General features: G+C 65.3%; 14 protein-coding genes. 6 read left to right on the plus strand and 8 right to left on the minus strand.

Going from position 1 to position 14,979, the window contains the following annotated elements; genetic code table 11:
* Positions 1-10 precede the first annotated feature (10 nt).
* A complete protein-coding gene (gene cyoA / locus QA649_RS03685; RefSeq protein WP_283023013.1) occupies positions 11-1,171 on the minus strand; it encodes a ubiquinol oxidase subunit II in 1,161 nt (386 codons plus the stop codon).
* Between the two features lie 181 nt (positions 1,172-1,352).
* Between cyoA and QA649_RS03690 the strand changes: the two genes are divergently transcribed.
* A complete protein-coding gene (locus QA649_RS03690) occupies positions 1,353-2,681 on the plus strand; it encodes an MFS transporter (protein ID WP_026312169.1) in 1,329 nt (442 codons plus the stop codon).
* Positions 2,682-2,865: 184 nt separating this feature from the next.
* On the opposite strand, the gene QA649_RS03695 is transcribed toward QA649_RS03690, so the two are convergent.
* A complete protein-coding gene (locus QA649_RS03695; protein ID WP_283026246.1) occupies positions 2,866-4,257 on the minus strand; it encodes a M48 family metalloprotease in 1,392 nt (463 codons plus the stop codon).
* A gap of 131 nt (positions 4,258-4,388) precedes the next feature.
* Positions 4,389-5,240, minus strand: a complete 852-nt coding sequence (locus QA649_RS03700) for a thermonuclease family protein (RefSeq protein ID WP_283026247.1) — start codon at positions 5,238-5,240, stop codon at positions 4,389-4,391.
* Between the two features lie 248 nt (positions 5,241-5,488).
* Here QA649_RS03700 and QA649_RS03705 point away from each other — a divergent pair, with 248 nt between their 5' ends.
* From QA649_RS03705 to QA649_RS03715, 3 genes are all read left to right on the plus strand, one after another.
* Complete coding sequence (locus QA649_RS03705; protein WP_283023014.1) at positions 5,489-6,694, plus strand: ABC transporter substrate-binding protein; 1,206 nt, start codon at positions 5,489-5,491, stop codon at positions 6,692-6,694.
* Between the two features lie 181 nt (positions 6,695-6,875).
* Positions 6,876-7,664 (plus strand): enoyl-CoA hydratase, encoded by a 789-nt coding sequence (locus tag QA649_RS03710; RefSeq protein ID WP_283023015.1) that lies wholly within the window; start codon positions 6,876-6,878, stop codon positions 7,662-7,664.
* A 2-nt stretch (positions 7,665-7,666) separates the two neighbouring features.
* Positions 7,667-8,416 (plus strand): hypothetical protein, encoded by a 750-nt coding sequence (locus tag QA649_RS03715; protein WP_283023016.1) that lies wholly within the window; start codon positions 7,667-7,669, stop codon positions 8,414-8,416.
* 187 nt (positions 8,417-8,603) lie between these two features.
* Here the strand turns inward: QA649_RS03715 and QA649_RS03720 are convergent, their stop codons facing one another.
* Genes QA649_RS03720 through QA649_RS03730 form a run of 3 tightly spaced genes read right to left on the minus strand, consistent with a single transcriptional unit; the run spans position 8,604 to position 11,680 of the window.
* Positions 8,604-9,422, minus strand: coding sequence for an enoyl-CoA hydratase/isomerase family protein (locus tag QA649_RS03720; RefSeq protein WP_283023017.1), 819 nt, complete (start codon positions 9,420-9,422; stop codon positions 8,604-8,606).
* A 17-nt stretch (positions 9,423-9,439) separates the two neighbouring features.
* Positions 9,440-10,600 carry an acyl-CoA dehydrogenase family protein gene (locus QA649_RS03725; protein ID WP_018644137.1) on the minus strand — a complete coding sequence of 387 codons (1,161 nt, stop codon included), beginning with the start codon at positions 10,598-10,600 and terminating at the stop codon, positions 9,440-9,442.
* Positions 10,601-10,615: 15 nt separating this feature from the next.
* Positions 10,616-11,680: an acyl-CoA dehydrogenase family protein gene (locus tag QA649_RS03730; RefSeq protein WP_283023018.1), complete on the minus strand. Its 1,065-nt coding sequence runs from the start codon at positions 11,678-11,680 to the stop codon at positions 10,616-10,618.
* 247 nt (positions 11,681-11,927) lie between these two features.
* Between QA649_RS03730 and QA649_RS03735 the strand changes: the two genes are divergently transcribed.
* A complete protein-coding gene (locus tag QA649_RS03735) occupies positions 11,928-12,713 on the plus strand; it encodes an SDR family oxidoreductase (protein WP_283023019.1) in 786 nt (261 codons plus the stop codon).
* Between the two features lie 128 nt (positions 12,714-12,841).
* On the opposite strand, the gene QA649_RS03740 is transcribed toward QA649_RS03735, so the two are convergent.
* Positions 12,842-13,114, minus strand: a complete 273-nt coding sequence (locus QA649_RS03740; RefSeq protein ID WP_130365951.1) for a GlsB/YeaQ/YmgE family stress response membrane protein — start codon at positions 13,112-13,114, stop codon at positions 12,842-12,844.
* Positions 13,115-13,214: 100 nt separating this feature from the next.
* Positions 13,215-13,808, minus strand: a complete 594-nt coding sequence (locus QA649_RS03745; protein WP_283023021.1) for a YidB family protein — start codon at positions 13,806-13,808, stop codon at positions 13,215-13,217.
* Positions 13,809-13,971: 163 nt separating this feature from the next.
* Here QA649_RS03745 and QA649_RS03750 point away from each other — a divergent pair, with 163 nt between their 5' ends.
* Positions 13,972-14,979: a 2-dehydropantoate 2-reductase gene (locus QA649_RS03750; RefSeq protein ID WP_283023022.1), complete on the plus strand. Its 1,008-nt coding sequence runs from the start codon at positions 13,972-13,974 to the stop codon at positions 14,977-14,979.

Raw genomic sequence — 14,979 nt, forward strand, 5'->3', positions numbered from 1 at the left:
CGCGTTCTCTTTAGGAGTCTGACTTCGGACGCTGTCCGAGGAAGAAGGACGAGGACTTCAGCGGCGTGAAGGTCGGCCGCTTCAGGCCGGCGCCGGTGAGCGGCGCAATGTCGGTCGGAGCCTTGATCGATGCAGTGGTCTGACCCTGCGGCGCATCCGGCGTGCAGGTGCCGGCGACGAAGGTCGGCTCGGGCCCGAGCGGGGTGCCGCGGCGGGCGTACTTGTCGTAGGTGAGCGGCAGGGTGTTGTTCAGGCCCTCATGGCCGCGGCCGCCCTTGGCGTCGATCGCCATCATCTCGCTCTGGCACATCTTGCCGGTCTCGACGCACATGTTGAGGATCAGGCGGTAGAGATCGGAATCGACCGTGCCGTAGCGGCGCACCGGCTCGTTCTCGCTGGGCTTTTCGAGCTGGAGATATTCGGCGCGGCCGAGCGAGCCACCGGCAGATTTGGCCTGCGCGACCCAGGCGGCAAAGCCCTTGTCGTCGAGGCCCTGGAAGTTGAAGCGCATGCCGGAGAATCCGGCGCCACTGTAGTTGGCCGAGAAGCCCTTGTAGGTACCGGCGTGGTTCACCACGGCGTGGAGCTTCGTCTCCATGCCCGGCATCGCGTAGATCTGGCCGGCGAGCGCGGGGATGTAGAACGAGTTCATCACCGAGGACGCGGTGATGCGGAACTTGATCGGACGATCGACCGGCGCGGCCAGATCGTTGACGGTGGCGATGCCGTAGTCCGGATAGATGAAGAGCCACTTCCAGTCGAGCGCGACGACATCGACCTCGAGCGGGGCCCTGGACTGGTCCACGGCCTGCTCCGCCTTGATGCGGCCGAGGGTGCGATAGGGGTCGAGCAGATGCGTGCCCATCCAGGTCAGCGCGCCGAGGCAAACGATGATCAGCAGCGGCGCCGACCAGATCACCAGCTCGAGCTTGGTCGAGTGGTCCCATTCCGGCTCGTAGCGGGCCGAGGTGTTGGACTGGCGGTAGCGCCAGGCGAACAGCACCGTCAGCGCCATCACGGGGACGACGATCAGGAGCATCAGGACGGTGGAGATGATGACGAGGTCGCGCTGCTGGGCAGCGATGTCGCCGGCTGGCGCCAGCACGACGTAGTCGCAGCCGCTGAGTGCGGCAGCCAGAGGTAGTAGCGCCAGGATCTTGAGACGAGACACGGGCCGAGCCTTTGAGAATGAGTTTCCTTTGCGGGGCCAACGGGTAGCTGCGACGCAGCAATCCGGACATTGGACAATTTGTCCAATGTTGCACTGCGAGATGTTGGGTCAGACAGGGCCAGATTGCCTGGCTTCCCGCCGGGCGGTCGGCTTTGGTTTTCAGGACGTTAAGGGCGCACGAATGGCGACGGCACAGACCCCCGCAATGGCAGACCTCCACTCGGGCGAGCACGGCCACGACCAGGCCAGTCCCGGCGAGATCGCCATCGGCGTCATCATCGGACGCACCTCGGAATTCTTCGACTTCTTCGTCTTCGCGATCGCCTCGGTGATCGTGTTCCCGCGCCTGGTGTTCCCGTTCACCAGCGAACTGACCGGCACGCTCTATTCGTTCATGATCTTCGCGTTGGCCTTCTTGGCCCGGCCGATCGGCACCGTCATCTTCATGACGGTCGACCGCGAGTACGGCAAGACGGCCAAGCTGGTCTCGGCGCTGTTCCTGCTCGGCACCGCCACCGTCGCGCTCGCCTTCCTGCCCGGCTATCACGAGATCGGCGTTGCCGCGATCTGGCTGCTGGCGCTGGCGCGCATCGCGCAGGGTCTGGCCTGGGGCGGCGCCTGGGACGGCATGGCTTCACTGCTGGCGCTGAATGCGCCGGCCTCCCAGCGCGGCTGGTACGCGATGGTGCCGCAGCTTGGCGCTCCGCTCGGGCTGATCGTGGCGAGCGCGCTGTTTGCCTATTTCGCCGGCAACCTCTCGGCCGACGATTTCTTCGACTGGGGCTGGCGCTATCCGTTCTTCGTCGCTTTCGCCATCAACGTCGTGGCGCTGTTCGCCCGCCTGCGCATGGTGACGACCGAGGAATATGCCTCGCTGTTCGAGACCCGCGAATTGCAGCCCTCGCGCATCTCCGACACCGTCGCGCGCGAAGGCCACAACATCATGCTCGGCGCGTTCGCGCCGCTGGCAAGCTTCGCGCTGTTCCACATGGTCACGGTGTTTCCGCTGTCCTGGGTGTTCCTGTTCACCCGCGAGAGCCCGGTGCGATTCCTGATCATCGAGATCGTCGCCGCCGTGTTCGGCGTCGCCGCGATCGTAGCCTCCGGCGTCATCGCCGACCGCGTCGGCCGCAAGTCGCTCTTGATGGGATCGGCGATCGCGATCGCGATCTACAGCGGTTTTGCGCCGCAGCTGCTCGATGCCGGCGCGTTCGGCGAGACCATCTACATGGTGATCGGCTTCATCCTGCTGGGTCTCTCCTTCGGCCAGTCCTCGGGCGCGATCGCCTCGAACTTCAAGCAGGCGTATCGCTACACGGCCTCGGCGCTGACCTCGGACATGGCCTGGCTGTTCGGCGCCGGCTTCGCCCCGCTGGTCGCGCTGCTGCTCGCGACCAATCTCGGCGTCATCGCCTCGGGCGCCTATCTGCTCTCCGGCGCGTTCTGGACCCTGCTCGCGCTCTGGCTCAGCGGCCAGCGTGAGGCCGGCGATATGGACGCGGGGGCTTAATCAAGCGCGGATCTTGTAGGGTGGGCAAAGGCGCACAGCGCCGTGCCCACCATCTTTCAGCGATTGCGGTCGGGAATGGTGGGCACGCTTTCGCTTTGCCCACCCTACGGCAGCGAATTTGTAGCCCAGGTCCCGGGTTCGCTGCTCAAGCGCGCCCAGGGATTGACGTGCGCTTAGCGCAGCCTCAATCCGCGACGACCTTCACGCGATCCCGGACCTTTACCTGCGCGGTGCGGTCGAGGCCGTTGAGCACGCGGAAGCGCTCGGCGGGATGATCGACGCCGGCCATGCGGTGGGAGAGCGATTCCACGGTGTCGCCGGGCTGCACGGTGATGACCTTGATGCGCAGCGGGCGCGCGGCCTGGATCTCGTCGAGCGTCAGGCGGCGGAACGAGCTGACGGTCTCGCGCGCGTTGCGCTCGCTCTCGGTCGATTTCTGCCGGGTCGCGAAGATGAAGCGGTAGACGTCGCTGCCGAAGCGCAGCGCATAGACCTTGAACTGCCACTGGTCGCCCTTGGCGGTGGCGGACGCGGCCGGGAAACCGTTGATGCTGATATCCTCGGTCGAGGCCTTCTCGACGCCTTCCATCCAGCCCGAATTGAGGTAATCGCCGAGCGACTGCTCGGCCGGGACGCGCACGACGTCGAAGCGCATCGCCTGCGAACCGCCGTCGCGCACGCCGATCACCGCCTGCGCGGTGTTGTCGAGCGTGAAATTATCAGGCGCCTGGAAGGTGAAGCCGAGTTTCGGATGCAGGAAACGGCGGCCGCGGACGAAGCCTTCGCTGGGGTCTTCGCCATAGACGAGGTTGTCGATCGCGGCGAGATAGCTCTCGCGGTCGCGCTCGGCGCCTTCGGGCGCCGCATATTGCCGCGCAATGTTCTGCGCATTCTGCACGCGCTCGGGTGTCGCCGGATGCGACGAGGTGAAATCCTGCGCGCGCGGATCGAGCGAGCTCTTGCCGGCCTTGAGCTCGGCATTGCGCTCCATCGCCGAAAGGAAGCGCGCCGCGCCATAGGGGTCGAAATGCGCTTTCGCAGAGATGCCGACGCCGATGCCGTCTGCCTCGAACTCCTGGTTGCGCGAAAAGCTAGCCATGGTGAGCTTGGTCTTGGCGAGCGCGAGCGCAGTGAGGTCGGGGTCGTTGCTCATGTCGGTGACGACACGGGTGACGATCGCAGCCTGGCGCGCCTGGTCCTCGCGCATCGCGGCGTGCTTGGACAGCACATGCGCCATCTCGTGGCTGAGGACGGAGGACAATTCCGAGGTGTCGCTCGCCAGCGCGAGAAGACCGCGCGTGACATAGAGCTGGCCGTTCGGCAGCGCGAAGGCGTTCACCGCGCCGGAATTGAGAATGGTGACCTTGTAGCCCTGGTCGGGGCGGTCGGACGCGGCGACCAGCCGGTCGACGGTCTTGCTGACGAGCGATTCGAGCCTGGGGTCGTCATAGGCGCCGCCATAGCTCGCCAGGATGCGCTCGTGCTCCTTCTCGGTGGCGGGGGTCTGCGCGACCGCAGGCTTCGGCTTTGGCATCGCGACGGTGGGCGGCGCAGCGGCGGTCTGGAACCGGCCCATATCGCCGCAACCGGAGAGGGCGGTGCCCAGCACGAGGCAAAGCGCGGCCGGCGCAGCCCGCAGGCGGCGGCAATCACCCAGTCCGTGCCGTTCTAGCACCCCATTCACGTCGCTTAACCCGTGCCTGGCCGTTAAGGCCTTACCCCAGTAGGCTCATTTGCGCCCAGCAATTCAACCTGTCCCAAGAGACGCACATCGATACGCGGCCCCGTCGTCCCCTCAATCCAGCCCCGGACCCGAATACGTCGGTTCTCCAAGGACTTAGGGGAAACCCCGGCGCTTTCGAATGCCGGCAGCGCGCGCTTTGAAATAGTCACGGCAAAGCCGCGTGTCCAGTTCCGTCCGAAGTTGAGGTAGGTCATTGCCCCAGCTTGCCGGACCGACAGGACTTTGCCCTCGACCACCATAAAGCGCCCGATCCCTGCCAAAATATCGTCCGGACTTTCCGCGTTTTTTATGGCCGATGGGTCAGCCCAGTTGCCCATTTTTTGGCGCCTTGCCTGCGCCTCCAACGCCATCAGGGTGGCCGCGCAGTCCTTGTCGGCGATTTCGGCGGAGGCGATGGCCTCGCCCTGGGACAGCAGCGTGGCCTGCACCGAGGTGTCGCTTTCGCTGACGAAGATGAACGCGCCCTGGCGGCCGTAGCGGTCGGGCGTGTCGTCGGCGCTTCGCAGCGTCACGTCACGGCCGGCGAGCAGTGATGTCAGCGCCTGCTTCGTCGTCGCGGTCGGCTCGATTCCGGCGAGGCGGATCTCGCGACCGTCATCGAGGCGCACGCTGCGCGCATCGACGATGGCGGCGATGCGGCCCTCGCCTTGGGACTCGAACTGGCACGGCGTGGCGAGCGCGGTGTGATCCGCGACTAGGAGAAATGGGACCATGAGATGGAGCAGTCGCGTCACGTGACCCGGAGAGGTTGTGTTGCGCGGCAACCATAGCTCAAGCGTAGCGGGTCGCGAAGAGGCTTCCTCGTACTCCGTCATTGCGAGCGAAGCGAAGCAATCCAGACTGTCTCCGCGGAAAGATTCTGGATTGCTTCGCTGCGCTCGCAATGACGGCGCGGAAACATCTTGCCGCACGTCCCCATTCCGCTTTGCGGAAAACACGCACGGCGATCGCGGACTCTCAACGCCCCCGTGCTTGCTGCGCTCTCGTGCATGCGGCATGATCGCGGCAACAGCAATAACCAAGCCGCCATCAGAGTACGGCGCGATAAAGGGAGATTTTTTCCATGAAGAATATTTTGTCGGGCATTTTTGCCGCCGCGTTTGCCCTGAGTGCGAGCGCCGCGCAGGCCCAGGACAAGCCGCCACTGAAGATCGGCGGCATCCTCGACATGTCGAGCCTCTATGCTGATATCACCGGTCCCGGCAGCGAGACCGCGGCGAAGATGGCCGTCGAAGATTTCGGCGGCGAGGTGCTGGGACGCAAGATCCAGGTGCTGGCGGCCGATCATCTCAACAAGGCCGATCTCTCCGGCAACATCGCCCGCGACATGCTCGACAATCAGGGCGTCGAGATGATCTACGACGTTGCGGCGTCCGCGACTGCGCTCGCCGCCGGCGAGATCGCGAAAGCGCGCAACAAGATCATCATGTTCAACGGACCGGGCTCGATCCGTCTCTCCAACGAGGCCTGCGGCCCCTATACCGTGCACTACGTGTTCGACACGTTCGGACAGGCCAACGTGACCGGCCTTGCCGCCGTGAAGTCGGGCCTCGACACCTGGTTCTTCCTCACCGCCGATTATGCCTTCGGCCAGGATCTGGAGAAGGACACCAGCGCCGTCGTTACCAAGACCGGCGGCAAGGTGCTCGGCAGCGTCCGCCATCCGCTCAATACGTCGGACTTTTCGTCGTTCCTGCTTCAGGCCCAGGCCTCGAAGGCCAAGGTGATCGGCCTCGCCAACGCCGGTGGCGACACCGTCAACGCCATCAAGCAGGCGGCCGAGTTCGGCATCACCAAGGGCGGCCAGAAGGTCTCGCCGCTGCTCGCCTTCGTCACCGACATCGACTCGATCGGGCTGGAGACCGCGCAGGGCCTGCTGCTGGCCGAGGCCTTCTATTGGGACATGAACGACGAGACGCGCGCGTTCTCGAAGCGCTTCATGGAGCGGGTCAAGCGGCCGCCGACCTCGGCGCAAGCCGGCGTCTATTCGTCCGTGACCCATTACCTCAAGGCCGTGAAGGCGGCCGGCACGACCGATGCCGCCGCGGTCATGAAGGTGATGAAGGAGACGCCGATCAACGATTTCTTCGCCAAGAACGGCAAGATCCGCGAGGACGGCCGCATGATCCACGACATGTACCTGTTCGAGGTGAAGAAGCCGTCGGAGTCCAAGGGCCGTTGGGACGATTACAAGCTGCTCGCCACCGTGCCCGGCAGCGAAGCGTTCCAGTCGCTGGAGCAGTCGCGTTGCCCGCTGGTGAAGAAGTGACGGCGTGACGTAAGTCATGACGACGAAGTGCGCCCCAACGATAGGTCGTCATCCCGGGGCTCGCGAAGCGAGAACCCGGGATCCATCGGGCGGCAGTGACGGTTGAGGAATGGATTCCGGGTTCGCGCCAAGGGGCGCGCCCCGGAATGACCGAGCAAAACAACAACAAGGGAGACGTCCCATGAACGACATGGTCCTGCAAAAGCTCGAAGGCGGGCTGCTCACCATCACGATGAACCGTCCGGAGCGGAAGAATGCGCTCAACCCCGACATGGTGCGCGGGCTGGTCGAGGCGGCGCGCCGTGCGGCCGACGACCCGGAGGTGCGCGCGGTGCTGTTCAAGGGCGCGGGCGGTTCGTTCTGCGTCGGCGGTGACGTCAAGTCGATGGCGGAGGGTCGCGCGCCGCTGCCGTTCGAGCAGAAGCTCGCGAATCTGCGTCGCGGTATGGAGGTCTCGCGCATCCTGCACCAGATGCCGAAACCCGTGGTGGCGCAACTCGATGGCGCGGCGGCCGGCGCGGGCCTGTCGATGGCGCTGTCCTGCGACCTGCGCATCGCCTCTGAATCCTGCAAGATCACCACCGCTTTCGCGAAAGTCGGCTTCTCCGGCGATTACGGCGGCACCTATTTCCTCACCCAGCTGCTCGGCAGCGCGCGGGCGCGCGAGCTCTATCTGATGTCGCCGGTGCTGACCGCGAAGGAAGCGCACGCCATCGGCATGGTGACGAAGGTCGTGCCCGACGCCGAGATCGATGCAGCCGCGCACGAGCTCGCGCTGTCGCTGGCGCAAGGGCCCTCGATCGCGCTCGGCTACATCAAGCGCAACATCAACAATGCCGAGCATCTCGCCCTGGAGGATTGCTTCGACGGCGAGGCGATCCACCACACCCGCTGCGGCGACACCGCCGATCACAAGGAAGCGGCAAAAGCCTTCGTCGAAAAGCGCAAGCCCGCCTTCAGGGGTGAGTGACGATGGCGTCCTATATGCGCTTGCGGCAGATCTGCCTGGTCGCGCCGCATCTCGAGCCCGTGATCTCCGACATCGCCCGGATCATGGGTCTCGCCGTTTGCTACCGCGACGGCAATGTCGCCAAATACGGCCTGGAGAACGCGCTGCTCCCGGTGGATACGATCCTGCTGGAAGTGGTCGCGCCGTTCAAGGACGGCACCACGGCGGGCCGTTTCATCGAGAAGACCGGCGGCCGCGGCGGCTACATGGCGATCTTCTGCTGCGATGATCCCGACGAGCGCGGCCGCAATGCCAACGCCATGGGTGTGCGCACCGCCAACGTCATCGACCATGCACCCTATCACGGCGTGCAGCTCCACCCCCGCGACTGCCGCGCCGCCTTCATCGAATTCAACCATACCGAAGGCAGCGATGACATTCTGGGCGCTTATCCACCCGCTGGGCCGGATTGGCAAAAATTCATCCGCACGGATGTGACGCAGGCGCTGACGGGTGTGGAGATGCAGAGCCCGGATCCGGCGGGGCTGGCGGAGCATTGGGGCAAGATCATCGGAGTTGCGCCGAGTGGCGATGCCGAATTGAAGCTGCCCAATGCCACTTTCCGCTTCGTCAAGGGCGCCAGCGAGATCATGAGCGCGCTGGAGTTTCGCGTGGCTGACGCGGCTCAGGTGCTGCACACCGCCAAGGCGAGGGGACTCGCGGTCGCGGAGAACGAGTTTCTGCTGGGCGGGGTGACATTCCGCGTCAGTTGATCGTTCAAACCCTCTCCCCTTGAGGGAGAGGGTGGATCGCCGCGAAGCGGCGAGACGGGTGAGGGGTCTCTCTCCGCACGCACATCGATGAGAGAGAGTCATTTGCGGAGAGATACCCCTCATCCGGCGCTTCGCGCCACCTTCTCCCACAAGGGGAGAAGGAAGAAAGAGGTGATCTTCTAAGCCGCTACCTTCCCCTAAAATTCGCCGCGCGGCGCTCTTCCGTGGCTTTCACGCCCTCCTTGAAATCTTCGGTCGCGCGCAGGCGCGTCTGTTCGGCGAGCTCGTGATTGGTCGCGGCCATGACGCGGTCGGCGAGGCCATTGCGTATCGTGGCGCGGGTCGAGAGCAGGCCGAGCGGGGAGCATTCGGCGATCTCGCCCGCGAGCTTCATCGCGGCCGACTTCACCTGGTCCTGCGGCACCAGCTCGTTGGCGAGGCCCCATTTGTAGGCCTCTTCGCCGGTGACGCGGCGGCTGGTGTAGAACATCAGCTCGGCGTTGTTCTTGCCGATCAGCTCGGGCAGCGTCACGGTCAGGCCGAAGCCGGGATGGAAGCCGAGTTTTGTGAAATTCGCGGAGAAGCGGGCTTCCGGGCAGGTGACGCGGAAGTCGGCCGACACCGCGAGGCCCAGGCCGCCACCGATCGCTGCTCCTTGCACGGCGGCGACGATCGGCTTCTTGGCGCGGAAGATGCGCACGGCCTGGATGTAGAGATGGCTGATCTGCCCGAGATTGTCGGCCGGATCGCCTTTCTTGGCCTGCTCGGCCTCGCGCGCTTCCTGCGCCTGTCGCGCGGGGTCGCCGAAATTGGCGCCGGCGCAGAACGCCTTGCCTTGCGCCGACAGGACGGAAGCGCGGATTTCGATGTCGCGGTCGAACTCGTCGAGCGCATCCGCGATCTGGTTGATCAGCGAGATGTCGAAGAAGTTGAGCGGCGGGCGACGAATCTCGATGGTGCCGACGTGCCCAACCTTCTCGACGCCGATGTCTTTATACGTGCTCATGATGATCCTCGATTGAATTAGCGCAGACCAAGCCCGCGGGCGATGATGCCGCGCAGCACCTCGGTGGTGCCGCCCTGGATGGTGAGTTTCGGCGCGGTCTTGATCGCGAAGTCGAGCTGCCGCTCCAAGGTCTCGCGGTTGGTCGCGGTCTCCTCGACGAAGGCGGCGAGGTCGCGCACGCGGTGCGGAAGTTGCTGCTCCCAGACCGTGCCGATGTCCTTGACGATGGACGCTTCGACCACCGGCTCCTTGCCGGCCTGCAGCATGCCGGCAACGGAGACCGACATGCGCCGCATGGTGTGGAGCTGCGCGACGAGGCGGCCGATGCCTTCGGCGCTGCGCGTGTCCGGGTTGGGACCGACCGCGCGCACCAGCTCCGTCAGCACGTAATAGGTTTCGAGAAAGCGCTCGGGACCCGAACGCTCATAGGCGAGCTCGCTCGTCGCCTGCTTCCAGGCGCCGTCGACTTCGCCGAGCACGTGATCGTCGGGGATGAAGTGATCGGTGAAGACGACCTCGTTGAACTCGTACTGTCCGGTGATCTGGCCGATCGGGTTCACCTTGATGCCCGGCTGCTTCATCTTGACCAGGAACTGGGTCAGGCCGTGACGGCGGTTTTCCTTGGTCGGCGGCGAGGTCCGGAAGATCGCGATCATGTAGTCGGCGATGTGCGCCGACGAGGTCCAGATCTTGGTGCCGTTGATGAGGTAGCCGCCATCCGTCTTGGTCGCGCGCGTCTTCGCCGCGAACAGGTCGGAGCCGGAGTTCGGCTCGCTCATGCCGATGGCGAAGCAGATCTCGCCGCGGCAGATCCGCGGCAAGATCTCCATCTTGATGTGCTCGGGCGCGTATTTCAGCAGCACCGGCCCGCTCTGGCGATCGGCGACGAAGAAGCGCCGCGTCGGCGCATTGGCGACGCGCATCTCCTCGGTCACGACATAACGTTCGAGGAAGGAGCGCTCCTGGCCGCCATATTTTTTCGGCCAGGTCATCCCCAGCCAGCCCTTGGCGCCGACCCGGCGGGAAAACTCCGGCGCGTCGGTGTCTTCGCGGTTGGGCTTGTTCGGATCGAAGGTGCCGGCGGCGATCTCTTCGGCGAGGAAGGCGCGCACTTCCTTGCGCAGCTGTTCGCACTTTTCCGGCAGGCGGATCGGATCGAAACGGAGGGCAGCGGTCATGTGTTCTCTCTCCGATCAGCGCGACGCCACGAGCGGCCACAATTCATCGGCGCCTCTGGTGGCGACCAGCTTGCCGAGCTCGACCGCCCAATGGCTTTCCGAACCGAAATCGTCACGCCAGGCCAGTGCCCGCAGCGAATAACGGTGCAGGATGTGCTCCATGGTGAAGCCGATCGCGCCGTGGACCTGATGCGCGATGCTGCCGCCCTTTTCGGCGGCTTCCGCGCAGCGGATCTTTGCGGAGGCCGCTTCGAGATAGACTTCGTCGTTAAAGCTCTTTGCATTCGCGATGGCGTCGGCCGCCGAGGTCGCGGCCGCGAGCGCTGCGGCGGACTCGCCGGCAAGCCGCGCGAGATTGTGCTGCACCGCCTGGAATTTCGATATCTTCTTCTCGAAGGCGACGCGCTCGTTGGAATAGCGCACGGAAATGTCGAGCATCGCTTCCAGCGCGCCGGCGATCTGCAGGCTGCGCGCAACGCCGCCCATCAGCATCAGATTGGTCTGCTCAAAGCCCTCTGGCGCTGGCTTGATGGTGATCGGCTGGACCTTGTCGAGCGTCACGGTGTCGCTGTGGTCGTAGCCGACATTGAGCCCGGATTCGATCCGGCCCTTGCTGGCATCGACCAGCGCGATGACCGCGCCATCCTTGCCGTGCGCCAGCACCGCAAAATGTTTCGCCGCCTTGGCGAAGGGCACGCCGCGGGCGCGGCCGGAGAGCGCGCCGTCGGCATCAAGGGTAATGCGATCCTTCGGAGACGCCGGCACGATTGTCATCTCGCCCTCGGGCGCGGCGATCCCGGCCTGTGCGAGCAGCCAGCCCGCCAGCATCGTCTCGGCGAGGGGAACCGCGACCGCGAAGCGGCCGGCGGCGTTCAGCAAGGCAAAACCGTCGGCAAGGCTCGCGCCGGAGCCGCCGAGATCGTCGGGCACCCACGCCAGCGGCAGGCCGGCTTCGCTCAGCGCCTGCCACAGCGGCGCCTGCCATGAATTGTTCTTGTCGTTGTTGATGGTCTGCGGATCGGCGAGATCGGCGAAGATTTTTTCCGCGGTCTCGACGACGATATTGTCACTCTCCGCCACAGCGTTCCCCGTGTTTTGCCATTGACGCATTCGGTCCGATCGGCCGGCGCGCGGTCTCTTCTTGCGCCCGATGATCGGAAAAAGCCATGGCCCTGACAAGCGTTGATCGCAGGTCCATCTGCGGCGCCGGCATGGGGGCAGGCTTCAAGAAATGCTAATTCCGCTTAGCGGAGTTTGCTCGATTTGCAGGGCGCGGCAAACTCGCTAAACAGGGCGCCAGCAACTTACAAAAGGAAGGAAATACCGGATGGCAAAGGACGGCTTGTGCGCAATCGTGACGGGGTCCGCATCCGGCCTCGGCGCTGCGACCGCGGAAATTCTCGCCCGGAGCGGAGCGCGGCTCGTCATCAACTATTCGTCGAGCCAGAAGGAGGCCGAGGCCACCGCGGAAGTCTGCCGCAAGGCGGGCGCCGCGGAGGTGCTGGTTGCGCAGGGCGACGTCTCGAAGGATGAGGATTGCCGCAAGATCGTCGCGGCAGCCAGCGGCTGGGGCCGCCTCGACATTCTTGTCAACAATGCCGGCACCACCAAGCATGTCGCCCATGCCGATCTCGACGGCTTGTCGGCTGAAGATTTCCAGCGGCTCTATGGCGTCAACACCATCGGCCCGTTCCAGATGGTGCGCGCCGCGCGCAGCCTGCTTGAAGCCGGCGCGAAAGCTTCCGGGCGGCCGTCGGCGGTGGTGAACGTGTCGTCGGTCGCCGGCATCAGCGGCGTCGGTTCATCGATCGCCTATGCCGCAAGCAAGGGCGCGCTCAACACCATGACCTTGTCGCTGTCGCGCGCGCTGGCGCCGCTGATCCGCGTCAACACGGTGTGTCCCGGCTATATCGACACGCCCTGGTTCACCAAGGGCCGTGGCGAGGCGGGCGCGAAAGCAGTGCGCGACAGCGTGGTGGCGAAGGTGCCGCTGAAGGTCGCATCATCCGCGGACGACATCGCGCAGCTCGTCTGCTTCCTGGCGATGCCGGCGTCCAGCAACATGACCGGCGAGGTCGTGCGCATGGATGCGGGGATGCATCTGATTACCTAATTCGTCATTGCGAGCGAAGCGAAGCAATCCAGAAAGTGTCCGCGGTGACAGTCTGGATTGCTTCGTCGCAAGAGCTCCTCGCAATGACGATGTGGAGGCAGTGTGCCTTCCACCGACGCCTTGGCGAGCTACCCCTTTATCACCCCGCTCGCCACCAGCCGGTGCCAGATGAACAGCACCACCACTGCGCCGATCGTGGCCATGATGAAGCCGGCGCCCTGGTCCGGACTGTAATGGCCGATGGCCTGGCCGACGAAAGTCGCCAGAAACGCACCCGCAATGCCGAGGATGGTGGTGAGGATGAAGCCGCTCGGGTTGTTCGGCCCCGGTGCGAGCCAGCGCGCGATGAGGCCGGCGACGAAGCCGACGATGATGATCCACAACAGGCCGCCGAAACTCATGACAGTGCTCCCCTTGCCTGGAATTCGCAGAGCGTGATCCGGTGAAGTGTGCAGCGGTTTTCCGAGCGGATCACGCTCAAAACGGAACTGAAGACTTCTCCTAAATCCTGCCGGATAGCTCGTTCTCGGTCGGCACCCGTCCGTCCGGCGTCAGATGGTCGATCACCTGCGGCAGGTACTGGCTGAGACCGGAGAGCAGCTCCTCGCGCGACAACCCGCTCTGGGCGGACAGGCTCTCAATCTGGTCGGCGCCGAGCGCGCTCGCGAGATCGCCGGGCGCGATCGGCTTGTTCTCGCCCTTGCCGACCCAGGAATTCGCGGCCTCGCCGTGGCCGCCCTGCTGAAGCTGGTTGAGGAGATCGCCGAGCCCGCCGCTCAGCACGGTGCCCGCCGCGCCACCCGCGAGCAGGCCACCGAGGCCGCCCTTGAGCAGATCGCTGAGGCCGCCGCTGCCGCCGGGAAGCGTGGCGTTGCCGGTGTTGACGGGTGTCGGAGGCGGCAGCGGCGAGCGCTGCTGCGGGGCAGGCGCCGCGTCGGGCTGGCCGGCCGTCAGATGCTTGAAGGCCTTCCAGGCGAGCAGGCCGAGCAGCGCCATGGTCATTGGCGACATGCCGCCGGAGGATTGCTCTGAGCTTGGCGTGCTCGGGCCGCGGGGGCCGTTCTGCATGCCGTTGAGGACATCGAGTAGACCCATGGTGCTCTCCTTTGGCGTCTCGTTCGGCGAGCGCTCGCCGCTGACTGCCCCCCGGGGCGAAAACATATGGGGCTCTCATGACGGTTACAAGGCGGATGCGCCGCAACCAATGGGCAGGCGGCGTTGCCTCTGCTATCGAAGGCGGGACGTTAAGGAGAACGGGGTGGTTACGGATCGACCCATCGTGGTGGCCGGCGCGGGCGCCATCGGCTGTTTCGTCGGCGGCATGCTGGCAGCGGCCGGCCGCCGCGTCGCGCTGCTGGTGCGGCCGCGGGTGAAGACCGAGATCGAGCGGTTCGGCCTGCGGCTCACCGATTTCGACGGCGCCGAGACGAAGCTCGGTGCCGGCCAGCTCGCGCTCTCGGAAGACCCTTCGATCTTCCACAGCGCCGGCATCGTGCTGGTGACGGTGAAGAGCGCCGACACCGCCGATGTCGCGGACCAGATCGCACAGCATGCGCCGCAGGACGCCGTCATCGTCTCGCTTCAGAACGGGATCGGCAATGTTGCAATCTTGCGCGAACGCCTCGGCGGCCGGCCTGTGCTCGCCGGCATGGTGCCGTTCAACGTGGTCGCGATGGGCGAGGGGCGTTTCCACCGCTCCAGCTCCGGCGACATCCACGTCGGAGAAGACGCGGCGAACACCGCCGGGGCACTTTCGGTGTCCGGCCTTCACATGCGTGCGAGCGGTGACATCACCGGCGTGCAATGGGGCAAGCTGATCATCAATCTGAACAACGCGCTGAGCGCGCTGTCCGACATGCCGCTCGCCGCGCAACTGGCGAGCCGCGACTGGCGAAGATTGTTTGCCGACCAGATGGCGGAGGGGCTGGCCGCGCTGCACGCTGCCGGCATCGCGCCGGCGTCGTCAACGCCGATCCCGATGAACTGGTCTCCGACATTGCTGCGGCTGCCCGACATGATCTTCAACGCGATCCTCGGGCGGACCATGAAGATCGATCCCGAGGCGCGCTCCTCGATGTGGCAGGATCTGAAGCAGGGCCGCAAGACCGAGATCGACTATCTCCAGGGCGCGGTCATCGCACTTGCAGAGCAGAACAATGTCGCCGTGCCGCTGATGCGCCGCATTGTTGCGCTGGTGAAGGAGGCGGAAGTTGCCGGCAACGGCCCGCCCGGGCTGTCGCCGCAGCAGATTCGCGGGACGGCCTGA

The sequence above is a fragment of the Bradyrhizobium sp. CB1717 genome (assembly GCF_029714325.1).
Taxonomy (GTDB): Bacteria; Pseudomonadota; Alphaproteobacteria; order Rhizobiales; family Xanthobacteraceae; genus Bradyrhizobium.